The sequence below is a fragment of the Methanothermobacter sp. THM-1 genome, from assembly GCF_009914355.1.
In the GTDB taxonomy this organism is placed as follows: Archaea; Methanobacteriota; Methanobacteria; order Methanobacteriales; family Methanothermobacteraceae; genus Methanothermobacter; species Methanothermobacter wolfei.
In genome coordinates this window covers 295,412-311,481 of sequence record NZ_CP044013.1, presented here as the reverse complement: position 1 = coordinate 311,481, position 16,070 = coordinate 295,412, and the positions used below count along the sequence as shown (strand labels likewise).

The window sequence follows — 16,070 nt, the reverse complement described above, 5'->3', positions numbered from 1 at the left end:
CCTATAGTTTCTCTATGGCCTCTGCAAGCTGCCTGAGTGTCCTGACCTCCTTTATGGTTGCCCCGGCATCCCTGTAAAGGGATACGCAGCTATCAACAGCATCCCACTTTTTTGAGGGTTCAGGGTTGAGTATAAGCACCCTTCTGGCCCCTTCAGCCATCTCAGAAATTAACCCCTGGCTTTCAGGGACACCATTCCTTTTTGGGCCGGCCCAGTCACGGCAGTCAGAGAGTATCACTATATATGATCTCCCTGTGAAGCTGACGTTCTCAAGGAACTCCCTGAAGGCCGTGTACATGTTTGATGTGCCGTGGAGCATCAGGTTCCTGGCCCTTGATTCCCTGAGGTTCCTGAAGGCATCGTAAAGGTCTTCTTCGTCAAGGAGGTGGGTTGTCTCAACGATCTTGCTGTCAAAGTCAAAGAATCTTGACCTGTAGAAGGTTTTCTGTGCAGCATAGACTATGCAGAAGAACCAGTTACTTATCCAGTCGCATGAACCGCTAACATCACTGAGGAATATGTGCTGACTTTTCCTCTCCCTTGGCTCTGACCTTAGGAGCTCGATGAGGGTGCCTCCATGCTTCAGGTTCCTGCGTATGCTCCTCCTGATATCCGGCCGCGTCCTCTTTGACTGTCTGAGCCTCCTTGACCTTCGGTTTGCGATTTTAATCCCTAATCTGCGGCAGAGTTCAAATATTTCAGGGTCAAATGCGTCCAGGGTGGACATATCCCTGTCGATTATGTTCCTCTCATCACCCCTGAGGTCAATTATTTCCTCAATCTCGGGTTTAAGTTCATTAAAATCATCAAGGATTAGGGATTCCCCTTCCTTTCCATTGATATCGCCGTCGGGTGCCTGGATAATCTCAGTGGAATCCTCCCCTGATTCCAGGGGTTCATCCTTCCCTGCTGTCCCGAACACCTCCCCATATGCTTCCATGAATGCATCGGCGTGCCTCATATCCTTAACATAAACAGAGAAGAGGGCCTCCCTGAGTTCATCACGCCCCCGGAACATCCTGTATGCCATGAAAGCATCTTTAGTGCTTCTTATACTGACAGGGACGTTTTTATCCCTTAGTATATTTGAAAAACGGATTATTTCATTCATTTTTCTTTTATTCCTGATTTTAAGAGGTCCCTTACCTTATCTCCATCGGATCTGTTCTTCACGATCACACCAAGGGTTTCCTCAAGGGTCTCATCATCGATATGCTCCCTTCCGAGTGACATGAGGGTTTTAACCCAGTCAACAGTAGCCCTGATGGACGGCTTCTTTATGATGCTGAGCCTTCTAACCCTGTTTATAAAGTAAACTGCCTCCTCAAGTATTCCCATGGGCACTGATGGAACATGGGCCTTCACTATCTCCATCTCCCTCTCAGGGGACGGGTAGTCTATGTAGAGGTAGAGGCATCTGTCCCTTGTTTCATCAAGGAGGTTCCTCTGGGAGTTGGATGTTAAAAACACCATTATATCATTTTTAAGGTCAAAGGTTCCAAGGTCATTGACCGTTATCTGCTTTTCACCCAGTGCCTGGAGCAGGAAACTCTCAACCTCCTCATCGGCCTTGTCTATCTCATCTATCAGTATCAGTGAGGGTTTATCATTGATGAAAGCCGAGAGAAGTGGTCTCTTTATGAAGTACTCCTCACCAAAAACATCCTCCTCATAGCCACCCAGACGTGACTTCTCAAGGCTCAGGAGCTGTTTCTGATAGTTCCACTCCCCAACGATCTGCTCAAAGGTTATCCCCTCATAGCACTGTATCCTGAAAAAGTCCCTTCCAAGGGCCTCTGCCGTTTTTCTGGCAAGAAGTGTTTTACCTGTCCCTGGAGGACCCTCCACAAGTACCGGTTTTTTAAGTTCCAGTGAGAGGAATAGTGTTATAAGTATTTCCCTGTCAGGTATGTATCCTGAGTTTCTGAGGGCTGATTCAAGTTCTTTTATTCTTCCTGATGGATCCATTTTCATCACACATCTATCCTCAGACTAATTCTTTGTTTGAAGGTCTAATAAACATTGATGAAGAGTTTCCTTCAGGGTATGGTGAGAGGGGAAGCCCGGATTCTTCTCTCCTCTGGAACCTTCAGCGCCTGGAAAGAGTATCCTGATTCCACTAAAGCTGAGGAATAGGTTATTAAGACAGTATATCCTATAAGGATACATGCCCATAAGATGTGTATATGTGGCCTTGTCCTAGCACCTATGGGATTCTCATGAAGTGAATGTAAAACTTTCTTCAAATATGGAATCTCATTAAAAGTAAATATTCGTTCACAGAATTAAAGCAGTGATAGAATGGACATCCTGTCAATGGTATTTCTTGGAATTGGACTTGGAATGGATGTATTCAGTGTCTCGGTAAGCAGGGGAGTCATCACCCATGAATCAGGAGTCAACTATACCCTGATATCCGCACTATCCTTTGGCATATTCCAGGCCGGTATGCCTGTCCTTGGATGGTTATCAGGACTTGAAATCCAGGCCATTGTATCAGCATTCGCACCATGGATTGCGTTCCTTCTGCTCCTCATAATCGGTTTGAAGATGATATACGAAAGCTTCATGCTTGAGGAGGATGAATTCGAGTTCAATTACCGTGAACTCTTCATTCTGTCCATTGCAACAAGTATAGATGCCTTTGCTGTTGGTGTGAGCTTCGCGCTCCTCGACCTCTCCATATGGCTCCCTGTCCTGATAATAGGGGTCCTGAGCTTCATCATGTCCATTGGGGGGAGTTATCTGGGTGAGAGGATAGGGCATATCTTTGAGAACCGGACCGAGGCCCTTGGAGGCGTCATCCTCATAATCATAGGTTTGAAGATACTTCTTGAGAACACCGCGCTCTGATAATCATGAAAGCTACGGGGAGGTGTTTGATATTAAAATCGGGATCTGCCAGATGCTTGTAACTGAAGATAAGTATGGGAACATTGAAAGGGCATCTTCAATGGTGCGGGAAGCCGCCGGTATGGGGGCTGACCTTGTGGTGCTCCCTGAAATGTTCATATGCCCCTATGACACCATGAGGTTTGCCGTGTATGCTGAAGATGAAAATGGACCCGCCGTAGGTGCCATGGGGGTCCTTGCAGAGGAACTCGGTGTTTACATAGTGGCGGGTTCAATTCCTGAAAAGACACCCGAGGGAGTGTACAACACATCATTCATCATTGATGATGCTGGAAATATCGCCGGGAGGCACAGGAAGGTTCATCTCTTTGATATCGATGTTCCAGGAGAGATAACCTTCAGGGAGTCAGAGAGCCTCCTTGCCGGTGACGGTGCAACCGTGATAGACACCCCCCACGGTAGGGTGGGGGTCGGTATATGCTATGATATCCGTTTCCCGGAACTTTCAAGGATGATGGTCCTTGAAGGAGCAGAGATACTCATATTCCCCGGGGCCTTCAATATGACAACGGGCCCGGCCCACTGGGAACTCCTTATAAGGTCGAGGGCCCTTGACAACCAGTGCTACTGTGTTGGGGTCTCTCAGGCAAGGAACCCTGATGCATGTTATGTCGCCTATGGCCACTCAATGGTGGCCGACCCCTGGGGAGGTGTTGTCCTTGAGGCCGATGAAGGGGAGGGTGTTTTCACCCTTGACCTGGAAATGGAACTCATTGATAAAACAAGGAGGGAGCTTCCCATTCTAAGGAACCGCAGACCTGAAATCTACAGGGGTGATTCTGCTGCCAGGAAAACTGAATCTTAAATCGGCCGTTATCCTCTTTACAGGGTTAATCCTTGCCACAGTATCCTACTTTGTTGTTAATGTTAACATCTCAGGGTATTCCATCATATCGGTTCTTTTTATCATGGCCCTTGCAGTTCCATCCTTCCTTGCCATCATCAGGGGGATGGATGGTCGTGGCGTCATTCTGATACTTATACTCGGGGTTTATGCAATTGTACTTGAAACTATCGCCATAATAACGGGTTTTCCATACTCAGGGTTCCATTATACTGGCATTATAGGTTTAAAGTTATTGGGGTACACGCCCTTCACGGTCCCCTTTGCATGGCTTCCAATCTTCCTTGGCTGCGCATACCTTGCAAAGGAATCTGTTGATGGGCTCCCAGGATTCCTTCTTCTGACGGCCGTCCTTGCTGTTCTCTGTGACATGGTGATAGACCCCATGGCGGTGGCCCTCCGTTTCTGGGTCTGGGACAATCCCGGTATATTCTACGGGGTGCCCCTGCAGAACTTTGCAGGGTGGCTCCTGACCGGATTCCTGGCGGCTTTAATACTCCTGGCCGTGCTCAGGGATGGTTTCAGGGAAATGCCAGAGGGTTCTGTTTCAAGCCTCTACCTCATAATGTGTTTCTGGACAGCCGCATCCCTCTTCACCGGCCTTGAAGTCCCCTTCATAACCGGAACCGTCATCATCACCCTCATACTCTACAGGACGGGGCTCAGACTATGGTAGTCATATGGGGACCCTGCTGATGTTCCTGATACCCTATATCCAGTGGAAGACCCTATTATTTATAAGTGCCAGGAATAGGAGGCCTCCGAGTGAAGTGTTGATGTAGGGGAGGTACCAGTAAATCCTTTCAATCCTTATCCTCTCAGATAGAAGGACTGAAAGAGGGAACAGTGGATACAGGAATACCAGGAAACTTAAGGGATGGAAATCCGTGAGGTGTACCGTCAGAAGGGATAGTATAATCCAGAAGAATGCTGAGAGTCCAAGGGCCTTCCTCCTCCCTATGAAGACAGGTGTGGTTATGATGCCGGCTTCAGAATCATATTCTGTGTCAGGGACTGCAGAGAAGATGTGCATCGCAGCTATATGGCAGAACCCTGCAACTAACAGATTTAAATCGGGTAATGATCCTGTCACCAGGTTATAACCGAATATCCCTGGCATTATGTAGAGGTAATTGGATGAGAAGTCAAGGAAAGGCTTCTCCTTGAACCTCAGGGGCGGTGCACTGTAGAAGTAGGAGAGGAAAAGGAAGCCCAGGAATATCAGTGCCTCCTCGGGTGTCTGGGATAACATGAGAACCGCGCTGAGGACCGCCACGGCTGCCAGTGAGATGAGCAGTTTCCTTCTCTCAAAGGACTCGAGCATGTGCTCCATGGTTCCCTTCTTTGGATTCAGGCAGTCTGTCTCCTCATCCCAGCAGTCATTCACACCGTAGATGAAGATGTTCGCCGGCAGGAAGAAATAAATGAGGTATACATAGTAAGAGGGGGCCAGGAAATCCATGAACCCGTATGCACCCAGCGTGTACCCTATAACATATGTTCCACCGGTGTAAATCCAGAAACGCGGCCTTGATACTCTTAAGATGAATTTGAAGGTGTCAGTGACACCTCCATGCCCTTGAGACCCTTGGATGACCATTTGATCACTTCAGCCCCTGTGGGTCACGGGTATGATGCGGAACATGTTGGTGATCGCCCCCGAGACTATCCTTCCCTTTGATGGCTTGACCTTCCTTTCATAGACCGTTAGGGGTTCATTTCTATGACACGGGCCGTCCAGAGGTACATGTCCGCTGCGGTCTTTATCGGCAGAAGATAACGGTAGGGTATGTATGAATAGCCCTTCTCTGCGGTGCTCTGCCACTCCCTGTATATCCCTATCTGGGCCCTGAGGAATGATATGAAGTTATCCTTCTTTCCCATCACCTCCCCGTACTCCAGGCTTTCAAGGTCAAATCTTTCAAGTTCCTCCCTGGGGAAATAAAGTCTTCCAAGCTGGAGGTCCTCTGAAATATCCCTTATGAAGTTAACATACTGCATGGCCCTTCCAAGGTACCTTGCATAGGGATAGGAATCTTCATCCAGTCCCATTATCCGGGCCATAAAAAGCCCGACAACCTCGGATGATCCGAAGAGATACTCATCAAGGTCCTTCATTGTACCGTAGTCCGAAACGGTTATATCCATCTCCATGGACTTGAGGAATGCGTCTGTCCATTCCCTCCTGAATGATTTCCTTGCTGATAGCTCTGAAAATGAGTCAACAACTATGTCCCCTGTCCTCTCACCTGACATGGCCGTCCTGTATCGTTCAACAAAGGAATAGAACCCCTCGGTATCCTGGGGTATGGCATCAACGTAGTCATCAGCTTTCTTAAAAAACTGTAGAGGATGAAGACATCCCTTCTAACATCCCCCGGGAAGAAAAGGGTGCTGTAGAAGTATGTTTTACTTCCCCTCTTGAATATCGAATAAATCCTGTCATCAACCAATTTTCCATCACCTGCATCATGGCATGATTCTTTATTTGGCCTTAATATCCTCCAGTTCATCCTGGATCTCCCTGCACACTATCTGGGAGGATATGAGTGTCATCGGGACCCCTATACCTGGATGGGTGTACTGTCCTGTGTAGTAGAGGTTCTTAACCTTCCTGCTCTTATGTGAAGGCCTCCAGAGTGCTGTCTGTCTAAGTGTATGTGACAGGCCAAGGGCTGTGCCTCTGTATGCGTTGTAGCGCTCCCTGAAGTCATTTATGGCGAATATTCTCTTAACAACCACGTGTTCCCTTATATTTTCACCTATCTTCTCCTCAAGGTCGTCCATTATGTTACTGTAGAGCCTCTCCCTGAGTTCTGGTGTGTCCTCCATTCCAGGGGCAAGGGGGACCAGTATAAAGAGGGTGTCAGAGCCTTCAGGTGCTGCCGTTGTGTCGGTCCTTGAGGGTACATTGACATAGTATGATGGTTTCTCTGGCCAGGCAGCCTTTTCTGGATCAAAGACCTGCTGAAACTTCTCTGCCCAGTCCTTCTCAAGGAAGAGGTTATGGTGCTCCAGGCTGTCAAAGACACGATCAACACCGAGATAAGCCACAAAGGCGGATGGTGCGGGGACCCTTGATTTCCAGTAATCCTCATCATAGGTGCGGTGGGGTTTATCAAGGAGTTCAAGTTCACTGTGGGGGTAATCGGCGTTCACAACTACAGCATCTGCTTCATAGATGTTTTTATCGGTTATAACCGAGATTGCCCTTCCATCGGTGACCTCTATCCGTTTAACTTCCTCGTTGAAATGGAATCTGGCGCCATGTGCAAGGGCCAGTTCATATATGGAAGCCGCAACCCGTCTTATACCGCCTTCAGGGTAGAAGACCCCCATTGTCATGTCGATGTGTGACATTATATGGTACATGGATGGTGTGTTCTGGGGGGCGCTTCCAAGGAACCCTATGGAGTACTGGAGGATCTTACGGGCCTCCTCACTTTCAAAGCGGCGGCTGACGAAGTGTTCAAGGGACTCCAGTATGTTGAGCCTCAGGCCCTGCAGGAGAAGTTTTCCGTTGAGTAAATCAAGGATTGACCTGTAATCCCTGTACAGCATCTTCTTTACAACGGATTCATAGAGTTTCCCTGCTGATTCCAGGTAATCCCTGAGTTTTTCAGCCCCCCTCTCCTCAAAGCTATCGAAGAGCTCATAATTTTTTTCAATATCGGCTGATATGCTGACGGTCTTCTCATTATCAAAGAACACCTTATAGGAGGGATCCAGCCTTTTAAGTTCAAAGAAGTCCTCCGGCTTCTTTCCGAACTCCTCAAAGAAGCTCTGGAATATATCTGGCATGAGGTACCATGATGGACCCATATCAAATGTGAAGCCGCCTTCACTGTATACGCTTGCACGGCCCCCGGGACCCTCATTCTTTTCTATAACCGTGACACTGAAATCCTTCTTTGCAAGGAGGGCTGCTGCAGATAACCCTCCAAATCCGGATCCTACAATTATGGCTTCCATGATAACCCCCCATTCATAAGTCTACTGTTAATATATTATCCTTAAAAATTATGAACTTTTATACTTTATGGAAATGTTCGAAGCCGTCAATTTCCATGAGCTCTGCCGATCCCTATGAGGGATTATCATGAAAAAATCAGTTATTGAGGAAAATTAATTGAAAACAGTCCATTCAGGACTGTATCTTTTTAAGGGATTTATTGGCGGCCTTCTTAAAGTCATTATCCCCCTTTCTCCGGGCCTTTTTAATGGGTTCTATTGCCCTTTCATCCCCTAGATCGCCGAGGGAGCGGACAGCTGCCAGTTTAACGCCCCAGTCCTCATCCTCAAGGGCCCTTATAAGGGGTTCGACGGCCCTTTTATCTCCGAGTTCGCCGAGGGACCTTGCAGCGACCTTCCTCACACCCCAGTCCTCATCCTCAAGGGCCTCTATGAAGTGGTCGGTTACACGGGGGTCGCCTATCCTTTTAAGGGCGAATGTGGCGTATCTCCTCACATCACCTTCACGGGTGTCCATCACATCGATAAGTCTCTGCAGGGCTATCTCCCCAAATCCTCCGAGTCTTTCAGCCGCCCTGAACCTCACAGGATGGCTTTCATCATCAAGAAGGTCTACAAGTAGCTCCACTGATTCTTCAGAGGGTTTGAGTTCATCGATGAATCTGATCTTTTCCCCTGAATCCATTGAGTTCAGTTTCTCCTTCATCTTCTCATAATCCATTGGACCACCTGACTTCATCCGGTTAAATGGGTCGAACCGTTACCTGTGTTACCATCATGTGGTAATCTTTTATTCCACAAGGAATATAAAAATCATGTATGGGTCAGGTAGCCGAGGTAATAAAACTTGGAAGGTTTCCATTCCTTGGGGCCGGTTTAATCCTCTACGCGGCAGGAGGGCTCCTTGCAGGTGTCCAGACAGGTCAGTTTTCCATTGAAAGGTTTATTATGGGCTATGCAATTGTGATGCCCGCCCACCTCTCTGTATCCTACAGTAACGATTACTATGACTTTGAAAATGATAATCCAGATGCTGTTACATCCTACACAGGTGGTAGCGGTGTCCTGCAGAGGCACCCTGAGCTCAGGGGCTTTGCAAGGAATTTTGCAGTCACCCTCATAATGCTCTCAGTTTCCATATCGGTCCTCTACGCCTCAGTTTATGGTAATGCTATTGTAGTCCTCCTGGCGGTTCTTGGAAACCTCCTGGGATGGTTTTACAGTGCCCCGCCAATTAAACTTTCATACAGGGGGCTCGGGGAGATTGCGACCTCACTTACAGGATTCATATTCCCGGGTATGGGCTATGCTGTAATATCAGGGGGCCTGGATACTTCCCTCCTTCTCTTCTCCATATCATTGATGCTCCTTCAGATGGTGTTCATAGTAAACGTTGAGATCCCTGATCTACGGGAGGACCTTGAAGGTGGTAAAAGGACCCTTCCTGTGAGGATCGGTGTGGATGGTTCAAGGAGGATCATGGTGCTCTCTGCATCTGCAGCAACCCTTCTCTTCGGACTCCTTGAGTTTTCACCCAGATTCGCTGAGAGCATCAATTTTCTCATAATGGCACTCCTCTCACTTATGGTTACCGTCCCCTGCCTCCACGCCTTCCTTTCAGGGTCAGATACAAGGGATGATATTGTCAGGAAATCTGAAATCGTTATGAATTCACTTGTGGCCTTCGGAATCCTCAACACCCTCTATCTCATCTCCATAATGGCTGGTGTGATTCAATGAAGGGCTTCCCCCTCGATGACGGACTTGAAATATTTGACCTTTCACTCCTCATCGATGACACCATGGTCATCGCTGACCTTCACCTTGGCTATGAACAGTACCTTAACCAGCAGGGAGTCATGGTTCCCTCATTCCAGTTCAGGAAGATAATTGAACGGATAGACCTTATACAGGACATCTCAGGGGCCGCTGAGATTGTTATAAACGGTGACCTCAAGCATGAATTCGGTAAGCTCAGCCGGCAGGAAAACCGTGAAATAGCCAGGACCCTCGACCACCTCCAGGGAAACTTCAGGAAGATAACGCTCATAAAGGGGAACCATGACCCCCTGATACCCCACATACCCCACACCAGCAACATCAGGATCCTTGAAACCCTTGAAATTTCGGGTTTCCTTTTAACCCACGGCCATATAATACCCGAACCTGTAGGAGGGGATACCGTGATAATTGGACATGAGCATCCATGTGTGGGTCTCAGGAGCGGTGAGAGGATTGAGAAGATCAAGTGCTTCCTCAAGGGCCCCTTCAGGGACAAGGGGCTTGTTGTCATGCCATCATTCAATTTTGTGACCGAGGGCTCGGATATACTCCATGAAGCAATCCTTTCACCATTCCTGAGGGAAGCCGGTATCCAGGACTTTCTTGTGTACGGTGTGGAGGACTTTGAGGTCTTTGAGTTTGGAACCGTCAGAGATCTCATGGAGTTCACAGCATCCGAAAACAGGCCCTCTCTCTGATTGAAGGACTCCTGAAAACTTCATGCACATGAGAACATGGTGATCCCTTGATAGAGAAACAGAAGAAAAAATACAGTTCAGAGGAGATTCATTCCATACTGCACCCATGGGTGAGTGAATGGTTCAGGAGGAGCTTCAAAGACTTTACAGAGGCCCAGAAGTACGCTATAATGGACATACACAGGGGCAGGAATGTCCTTGTATCATCTCCGACGGGTTCAGGGAAGACACTGACCGCTTTCCTTTCAATAATCAGTGAGCTCACATCCCTTGCAGAATCAGGAGAACTTGAGGACAGCGTCTACTGCATATACATTTCACCCCTCAAGGCCCTTGACAATGATATTGAGAGGAACCTTGAGGAGCCCCTCAGGGCAATCAGGGAGATTGCAGAGGAGAATGGGAAAAGCCTTGATATCAGGAAGGCGGTGAGGACCGGGGATACCAGGCCCTATGAACGTTCAAGGATGCTTGCAAAGCCGCCCCACATCCTCATAACAACGCCGGAGACCCTCTCAATACTTCTCGTTGCTCCAAGATTCCGTGAAAAACTCTCAACTGTCCGTTATGTTATTGTGGATGAGATACATGCCCTTGCAGACAATAAGAGGGGTGTTCATCTATCACTTAGCCTTGAAAGGCTCCAGCACCTTGTGGGGGACTTCACCAGGATAGGTCTCTCCGCAACCGTCCATCCCCTTGAAAGGGTTGCAGGGTTCCTTGTGGGTTACAGCTATGGTAGGGAGAGGGACTGCCTCATAGTCGACGTTAACTACCTCAAGGAACTGGACATTGAACTCATATGCCCCGTTGATGACATGGTTGCAGCAGACCCTGAGGAGATAGGTAACGGCCTCTACGACATACTCCACGACCTCATAATGGAGCACAGGACAACCCTGATATTCACAAACACAAGGAGCGGTACCGAAAGCGTTGTCTATAACCTTAAGAGCCGCTTCCCCGACACCTACAATGATGAGAATGTCATGGCCCACCATTCATCCCTTTCAAGGGAACACCGTCTTGAAACCGAGGAGAAACTCAAGAAGGGCCAGTTAAGGGCGGTTGTGTCCTCAACATCCCTTGAACTCGGGATAGACATAGGATACATTGACCTTGTGGTGCTTCTGAGTTCACCCAAGTCTGTTTCAAGGGCCCTTCAGAGGATAGGCAGGAGCGGTCACCAGCTCCATGAAAAATCAAAGGGGCGTATAGTGGTTGTGGACAGGGACGATCTTGTTGAATGTTCACTCATACTCAAAAACGCCATTGAGGGGAAAATTGACTCCATAAGGATCCCTGAGAACTGCCTGGATGTCCTCTCCCAGCATATATACGGTATGGCCATTGAAAACCCCTGGGACATTGACCACGCCCTTGATGTTATAAGGAACAGTTACTGCTACCGCAACCTTGATAGGGATGACTATCTCTCTGTCCTGAGTTACCTTGCAGGGGAGTACGTTGAGCTTGAGGAACGCTACGTCTATGCCAAGATATGGATTGACCGTGAGAAGAACCAGTTCGGTAAACGCGGTAAGCTTGCAAGGATGCTCTACTCAACCAACATTGGAACCATACCTGACCGGAGCTCCGCTGTTGTCAAGTGCGGGGGAAGGGTTGTTGGGAGGATTGAAGAGGAGTTCATGGAGAAGCTCAGGAAGGGCGATACCTTCGTCCTTGGGGGTAAAATCTACAGGTTCAACTATGCAAGGGGTATGACCGTGAATGTAACCCCCGCGTCGGGTCCTCCAACGATACCATCCTGGTTCTCTGAGCAGCTACCCCTATCCTTTGACCTTGCGGTTGATATTCAGAGGTTCAGGGATATAATGGATGGTAAGTTCCAGTATGGCCACTCAAGGAGTGAGATAATCGAGTTTATAAGGGGTTACCTCCACGTGGATGAGACTGCCGCAGGGGCCATCTACCAGTACTTCCATGAGCAGTACCACTATGCCGGGATACCCAGCATCAGGAAGCTGCTCGTTGAATACTACACCGGCTTTGGTGGCAGGAAGTTCCTTGTATTCCACAGCCTCTTCGGCAGGAGGGTGAACGATGCACTCTCAAGGGCCGTCGCATACCTCATTGCGGAACGCTACCGGAGGGATGTTATGATATCCATATCAGACAATGGATTCTATCTCAGCTCCGAGGGTAAGATGGGTGGGCTTGAATCCTTCATGGACCTTGAACCTGAAAACCTTAGGGATGTCCTTAAAAAGGCCCTGGACAGGACAGAAACCCTTGCAAGCAGGTTCAGGCACTGCGCTGGCCGGGCCCTCATGATACTCCGGAGGTACAAGGGTGAGGAGAAATCCGTTGGAAGGCAGCAGGTGCGGGGGAAGATCCTTCTGAAATTCGTGAGTGAACTTGATGACAGGTTCCCCATACTTGAGGAGGCCCGGCGGGAGGTTATGGAGGATTATATGGACCTTGAGAATGCCATGAAGGTCCTTGAATGGATTAAAAATGGTGAAATGGAGATTAAACAGATAAACACAAGGATACCCTCTCCCTTTGCCTTCAATCTTGTTGCCCAGGGTTACCTTGATGTGCTCAAGTACGAGGACCGTATCGAATTCATAAGGAGAATGCATCAGGCCATAAGGGATGAGATAAAGAAGTAACCCCCTGATCCCTCGGATGAAAGGCCAGTGAGGGGCTCTGAAAGCATCATGAAACCCGATAACCATGAGGTTTATGGGAGTTCATGAGGAATCCCTCCAAAACCCCTCACATCAAATTCAGGGCCTCCTTATAATGAGCATTAGATTGCCGTTCCTTCTGAACTCGTAATCAACGGTGACTATCCTTGCTTCAACATCATCCCTCTCCCTGATGAACCTTTCAACGTATCCTGATAGTTCACCGTTCTCCTTTACAAGGGGGTATACCCTGACCTCCCCTGAGCTTACGCGTATCAGCTCATCAAGGGCCCTCCTGTGGAATCCCCAGTCAAGCCTGTGATCATATATGAAGAGCAGGTGTGATGATAGTACAAGGTCGAAGCTTTCATCATCAAAGGGCAGCTTCATTATATCACCCTGCACGTAGGCCTCGGGGTGTTTTTTATAGCTATCAGTAAAGCATCTGCAGGCCTCGAGGCGCTTCTCAAACATTTCATCGGGTGAACTGTAAAATTCCCAGTTAAAGTTATCCTTGACTCTTCTTAGGGCCTCTGTGAGAAACTCAAGGTGTTCCCGGCATTTTTCAGATAATGTTTCTGGTTTTTCTTTGTACATGATGTCACAGGCCGTCACATCAGCTCCCCCTGATATCATGAAGGGTGTGAATGAACTGCTTCCTGCGGGGCAGTCCAGTATCCTGAGGCTTCTTATATCCTCGGTGTCAAGGTCAAACATCTTCATGTACTCCCTCCATGTACGGCCTGTGAAGAGGGGTCCCTCCATAATCACCACCGAAAAGTTTATATGTGAGATCTCTGACATATAGTTTTGTGTGTCTCATACACACATCACCCCCCTATTGTTGCTTTCAACATCCCGAACTTAATTCTGTTGAAAGCAAGAAAATTATAAGCTTCCAGAGATTAAAAAAATTGAAAAAGCACCTCCCCGTTTTTTCACTCCTAACAACCCCCCTTTAAAATCTCTGGAAGCTACCCCCCATATAATGAAAGTTACAGCCACTACTTTTCAGAATATTGAGGGTTCCGCTTAATATTAAAGCTGGATTCATTAATTTTAATGAATATATCAAATCGCATCAAGAGTCCGCTACAGTTCGAAATATATGATCCCTGCTTTGCAAAAAAAATTGTACTGCCAGTCCTCAACTACAGTGATTCCGTGAAATATAAATGATCCCGGCTACAGATAAATCCCCATGAAAACACTTCTGGTATACTATTCAAGAACAGGCAACACAAGGGATGTTGCATCTAAAATTGCCGGTGAAATGGAGTGCGATGTTGAGGAGATACGTGATACACAGAAACGTTCAGGGATTATCGGGACTTTAAAATCACTTTATCAGGCCCTGAGGGAAACCGACACCGTACTGGAACCCTACAGCAGGGACCCTGCAGACTACGACCTTGTGATCATAGGGACACCTGTATGGGCAGGTAAACCCTCTGTCCCCGTGAGCACATACCTCAAGGAAAACCGTTCAAAGATAAAGAAGGCCGCATTCTTCTGCACCTACGGGGGTACCGGTGAAGAAGGGACCTTCAGGCGTATGGCCGAGATACTTGAAAGTGAACCCCTCCAGACCATGGCCATAACTGAAAAGGAAATGAAGGAAGGCACCTGCGACTGCAAGATAGAACCCTTTGTAAGAGAGCTGACATCATAGAGGCTCAGCCTGAATGTTCAGGCAGGCCACGGGACCCGGAAGAGTTTCACCATGGAGAATCAATATCCTTATAGTAGGGTTTTATATCAATAACCGGTGAACCATCAAGGGCATCAAGGCCCTGGACGGTTAGAACATCATCCACATCAAGCAGTTTCACAAGGCACAGTCCCAGGGGGTTTGGCCTTGAAGGAGCCCTTGTTGAGAAAACACCTCTTTTATTCCTTTTTCCGCGGGGAACAACCTTCAGGACGTCCCTCTCAGCAAGGTGCTGCCAGTAGATGACGAACACGTGCTCAAAAAGCTCAAGGCCCTCTGCAGCCTTCCTGTATTCAGGGAATATGTGTATCTCGCTCTTCTCATCGGAGAATCTCCCCTGGGGAGGTGCATCACCCCTCACCCTGAAGGGTGATCTTATCACCCCCACCGGCCTTATAACTATATCCATTTCAAGGCCCCCTCATCTCTGCTATAACCGTGCATGGGGCACTATCAACCGATTCAACCATCCAGGGGACAACAAGGACCCTTTCAATCTCCCCTGTAACTCCATCAAGTTTCATGTCCTCTATGATAAGAAGGGGATCCCCATAATCATCCCCCTCAACGAAGGCATTCAGATGGGCCATTTTCCCCTCATATGGCCTGGATGGGGTGGATATTGATATGCAGTCAATCCCTATGGCCCTTATCCCATGATAATCCCTTCTTATACCGTCAATGAGTTCCGGGCTTATCCATGGATTATCCTGGAGGTATGCCTCGGTGCCCCTCATCGATCCATAACCGGTCCTTATGAGGATTATATCGTGTTCATCCTCCAGTTCAATATCCCCGGGTCCTACCGGGCTTCCAGGCTCAGCAGCAACATCAAAAAGACCGGGGTTCTCAAATACCAGTTCATCAATCCCATAGTCGATGATTCTCCTTCCACCCTCAAGGTAGTGGGCCGGTGCATCAACATGGGTGCCTGCATGGTTCTCGGTGCAGATTATATGGGTCTCATATCCATCATAGGGTATCCTGTTCCTGATCCTGGTTTTAACATCCAGGAGCGCAGGGTGGACCGGAGAATCTGCTCCAAGGGGGTATGATAGGAGGGTGTACATCACCGATCCTCCATGGATCCTATATGCTCACAGCTCTCCATGACATTAACGATGCCCTCCTCTTTAAGGTAATAGCGGGCCATCTTCCCCACCCTCTCATAGTTCACGATGCCCGCCGACCTCAGGATTCTGAGCTGATGTGAAACTGCCGACTGGTTCATCCCCAGGAGGGATGCTATTTCACACACACAGAGGGGCTCGGCCGATAGGGCGTAGAGTATCCTAAGCCTGGTTGGTTCTGACAGTAACTTGAAAACATCCGAGGCCCTCCTCACCACACCATCTGATGGCATTCTCTCCCTGACCCTTCGAACCTTAACCTCATCTGCAGCCTCAACTTCACAGATATCCCCTTTCATGAAATATGTTTATAGTATAGGGTGTAGATAATTATACCGCCGGTTAGCCAGAAGTGAAGGGGATGTG

18 protein-coding genes are annotated in these 16,070 nt (G+C 48.2%); 7 read left to right on the top strand and 11 right to left on the bottom strand.

Annotated features, from left to right (window positions below):
• Position 1 precedes the first annotated feature (1 nt).
• Positions 2-1,030: a VWA domain-containing protein gene (locus FZP57_RS01630; RefSeq protein ID WP_238337951.1), complete on the bottom strand. Its 1,029-nt coding sequence runs from the start codon at positions 1,028-1,030 to the stop codon at positions 2-4.
• A gap of 77 nt (positions 1,031-1,107) precedes the next feature.
• Positions 1,108-1,968, bottom strand: a complete 861-nt coding sequence (locus tag FZP57_RS01625; RefSeq protein ID WP_370518340.1) for an AAA family ATPase — start codon at positions 1,966-1,968, stop codon at positions 1,108-1,110.
• Positions 1,969-2,301: 333 nt separating this feature from the next.
• On the opposite strand from FZP57_RS01625, the gene FZP57_RS01620 reads away from it, so the two are divergent.
• Genes FZP57_RS01620 through cruF form a run of 3 tightly spaced genes read left to right on the top strand, consistent with a single transcriptional unit; the run spans position 2,302 to position 4,433 of the window.
• On the top strand, positions 2,302-2,853 hold the full coding sequence (locus FZP57_RS01620; RefSeq protein WP_191216364.1) for a manganese efflux pump MntP family protein: 552 nt from the start codon (positions 2,302-2,304) through the stop codon (positions 2,851-2,853).
• Between the two features lie 52 nt (positions 2,854-2,905).
• Positions 2,906-3,718 carry a carbon-nitrogen hydrolase family protein gene (locus FZP57_RS01615; RefSeq protein ID WP_191216565.1) on the top strand — a complete coding sequence of 271 codons (813 nt, stop codon included), beginning with the start codon at positions 2,906-2,908 and terminating at the stop codon, positions 3,716-3,718.
• Positions 3,687-4,433: a bisanhydrobacterioruberin hydratase CruF gene (cruF, locus tag FZP57_RS01610; RefSeq protein WP_238337949.1), complete on the top strand. Its 747-nt coding sequence runs from the start codon at positions 3,687-3,689 to the stop codon at positions 4,431-4,433. The genes FZP57_RS01615 and cruF overlap by 32 nt, the downstream gene beginning before the upstream one ends.
• A gap of 33 nt (positions 4,434-4,466) precedes the next feature.
• Here cruF and FZP57_RS01605 read toward each other — a convergent pair whose 3' ends face one another.
• From FZP57_RS01605 to FZP57_RS01590, 5 genes are all read right to left on the bottom strand, one after another.
• The gene (locus tag FZP57_RS01605) at positions 4,467-5,357 is read right to left on the bottom strand and encodes a prenyltransferase (protein WP_074358477.1); all 891 of its coding nucleotides are present in this window, start codon (positions 5,355-5,357) and stop codon (positions 4,467-4,469) included.
• Positions 5,358-5,464: 107 nt separating this feature from the next.
• Positions 5,465-6,067, bottom strand: coding sequence for a squalene/phytoene synthase family protein (locus tag FZP57_RS01600; RefSeq protein WP_238338005.1), 603 nt, complete (start codon positions 6,065-6,067; stop codon positions 5,465-5,467).
• The gene (locus FZP57_RS09275) at positions 5,986-6,270 is read right to left on the bottom strand and encodes a hypothetical protein (protein WP_238337948.1); all 285 of its coding nucleotides are present in this window, start codon (positions 6,268-6,270) and stop codon (positions 5,986-5,988) included. The genes FZP57_RS01600 and FZP57_RS09275 overlap by 82 nt, the downstream gene beginning before the upstream one ends.
• Complete coding sequence (locus FZP57_RS01595) at positions 6,242-7,729, bottom strand: NAD(P)/FAD-dependent oxidoreductase (RefSeq protein ID WP_074358476.1); 1,488 nt, start codon at positions 7,727-7,729, stop codon at positions 6,242-6,244. Before FZP57_RS01595 ends, FZP57_RS09275 begins: the two co-directional genes overlap by 29 nt.
• Positions 7,730-7,901: 172 nt before the next feature.
• Complete coding sequence (locus FZP57_RS01590; protein ID WP_074358475.1) at positions 7,902-8,450, bottom strand: HEAT repeat domain-containing protein; 549 nt, start codon at positions 8,448-8,450, stop codon at positions 7,902-7,904.
• A gap of 98 nt (positions 8,451-8,548) precedes the next feature.
• Here FZP57_RS01590 and FZP57_RS01585 point away from each other — a divergent pair, with 98 nt between their 5' ends.
• The 3 genes from FZP57_RS01585 to FZP57_RS01575 are packed head-to-tail and all read left to right on the top strand — an operon-like array spanning position 8,549 to position 12,845.
• Positions 8,549-9,469: a prenyltransferase gene (locus FZP57_RS01585; protein WP_074358474.1), complete on the top strand. Its 921-nt coding sequence runs from the start codon at positions 8,549-8,551 to the stop codon at positions 9,467-9,469.
• Complete coding sequence (locus FZP57_RS01580; protein ID WP_074358473.1) at positions 9,466-10,209, top strand: metallophosphoesterase; 744 nt, start codon at positions 9,466-9,468, stop codon at positions 10,207-10,209. Before FZP57_RS01585 ends, FZP57_RS01580 begins: the two co-directional genes overlap by 4 nt.
• A gap of 47 nt (positions 10,210-10,256) precedes the next feature.
• The gene (locus FZP57_RS01575) at positions 10,257-12,845 is read left to right on the top strand and encodes an ATP-dependent helicase (protein ID WP_074358472.1); all 2,589 of its coding nucleotides are present in this window, start codon (positions 10,257-10,259) and stop codon (positions 12,843-12,845) included.
• Positions 12,846-12,962: 117 nt separating this feature from the next.
• On the opposite strand, the gene FZP57_RS01570 is transcribed toward FZP57_RS01575, so the two are convergent.
• On the bottom strand, positions 12,963-13,628 hold the full coding sequence (locus FZP57_RS01570) for a class I SAM-dependent methyltransferase (protein WP_238337947.1): 666 nt from the start codon (positions 13,626-13,628) through the stop codon (positions 12,963-12,965).
• A gap of 436 nt (positions 13,629-14,064) precedes the next feature.
• On the opposite strand from FZP57_RS01570, the gene FZP57_RS01565 reads away from it, so the two are divergent.
• Positions 14,065-14,535, top strand: coding sequence for a flavodoxin (locus tag FZP57_RS01565; RefSeq protein WP_074358470.1), 471 nt, complete (start codon positions 14,065-14,067; stop codon positions 14,533-14,535).
• A 46-nt stretch (positions 14,536-14,581) separates the two neighbouring features.
• Here the strand turns inward: FZP57_RS01565 and tsaA are convergent, their stop codons facing one another.
• The 3 genes from tsaA to FZP57_RS01550 are packed head-to-tail and all read right to left on the bottom strand — an operon-like array spanning position 14,582 to position 16,003.
• Positions 14,582-14,983 (bottom strand): tRNA (N6-threonylcarbamoyladenosine(37)-N6)-methyltransferase TrmO, encoded by a 402-nt coding sequence (gene tsaA / locus FZP57_RS01560; RefSeq protein ID WP_074358469.1) that lies wholly within the window; start codon positions 14,981-14,983, stop codon positions 14,582-14,584.
• Position 14,984: 1 nt separating this feature from the next.
• Positions 14,985-15,644, bottom strand: a complete 660-nt coding sequence (locus tag FZP57_RS01555) for a cyclase family protein (protein ID WP_074358468.1) — start codon at positions 15,642-15,644, stop codon at positions 14,985-14,987.
• Positions 15,644-16,003 (bottom strand): helix-turn-helix transcriptional regulator, encoded by a 360-nt coding sequence (locus FZP57_RS01550; RefSeq protein ID WP_074358467.1) that lies wholly within the window; start codon positions 16,001-16,003, stop codon positions 15,644-15,646. The genes FZP57_RS01555 and FZP57_RS01550 overlap by 1 nt, the downstream gene beginning before the upstream one ends.
• Between the last annotated feature and the right edge of the window lie 67 nt (positions 16,004-16,070).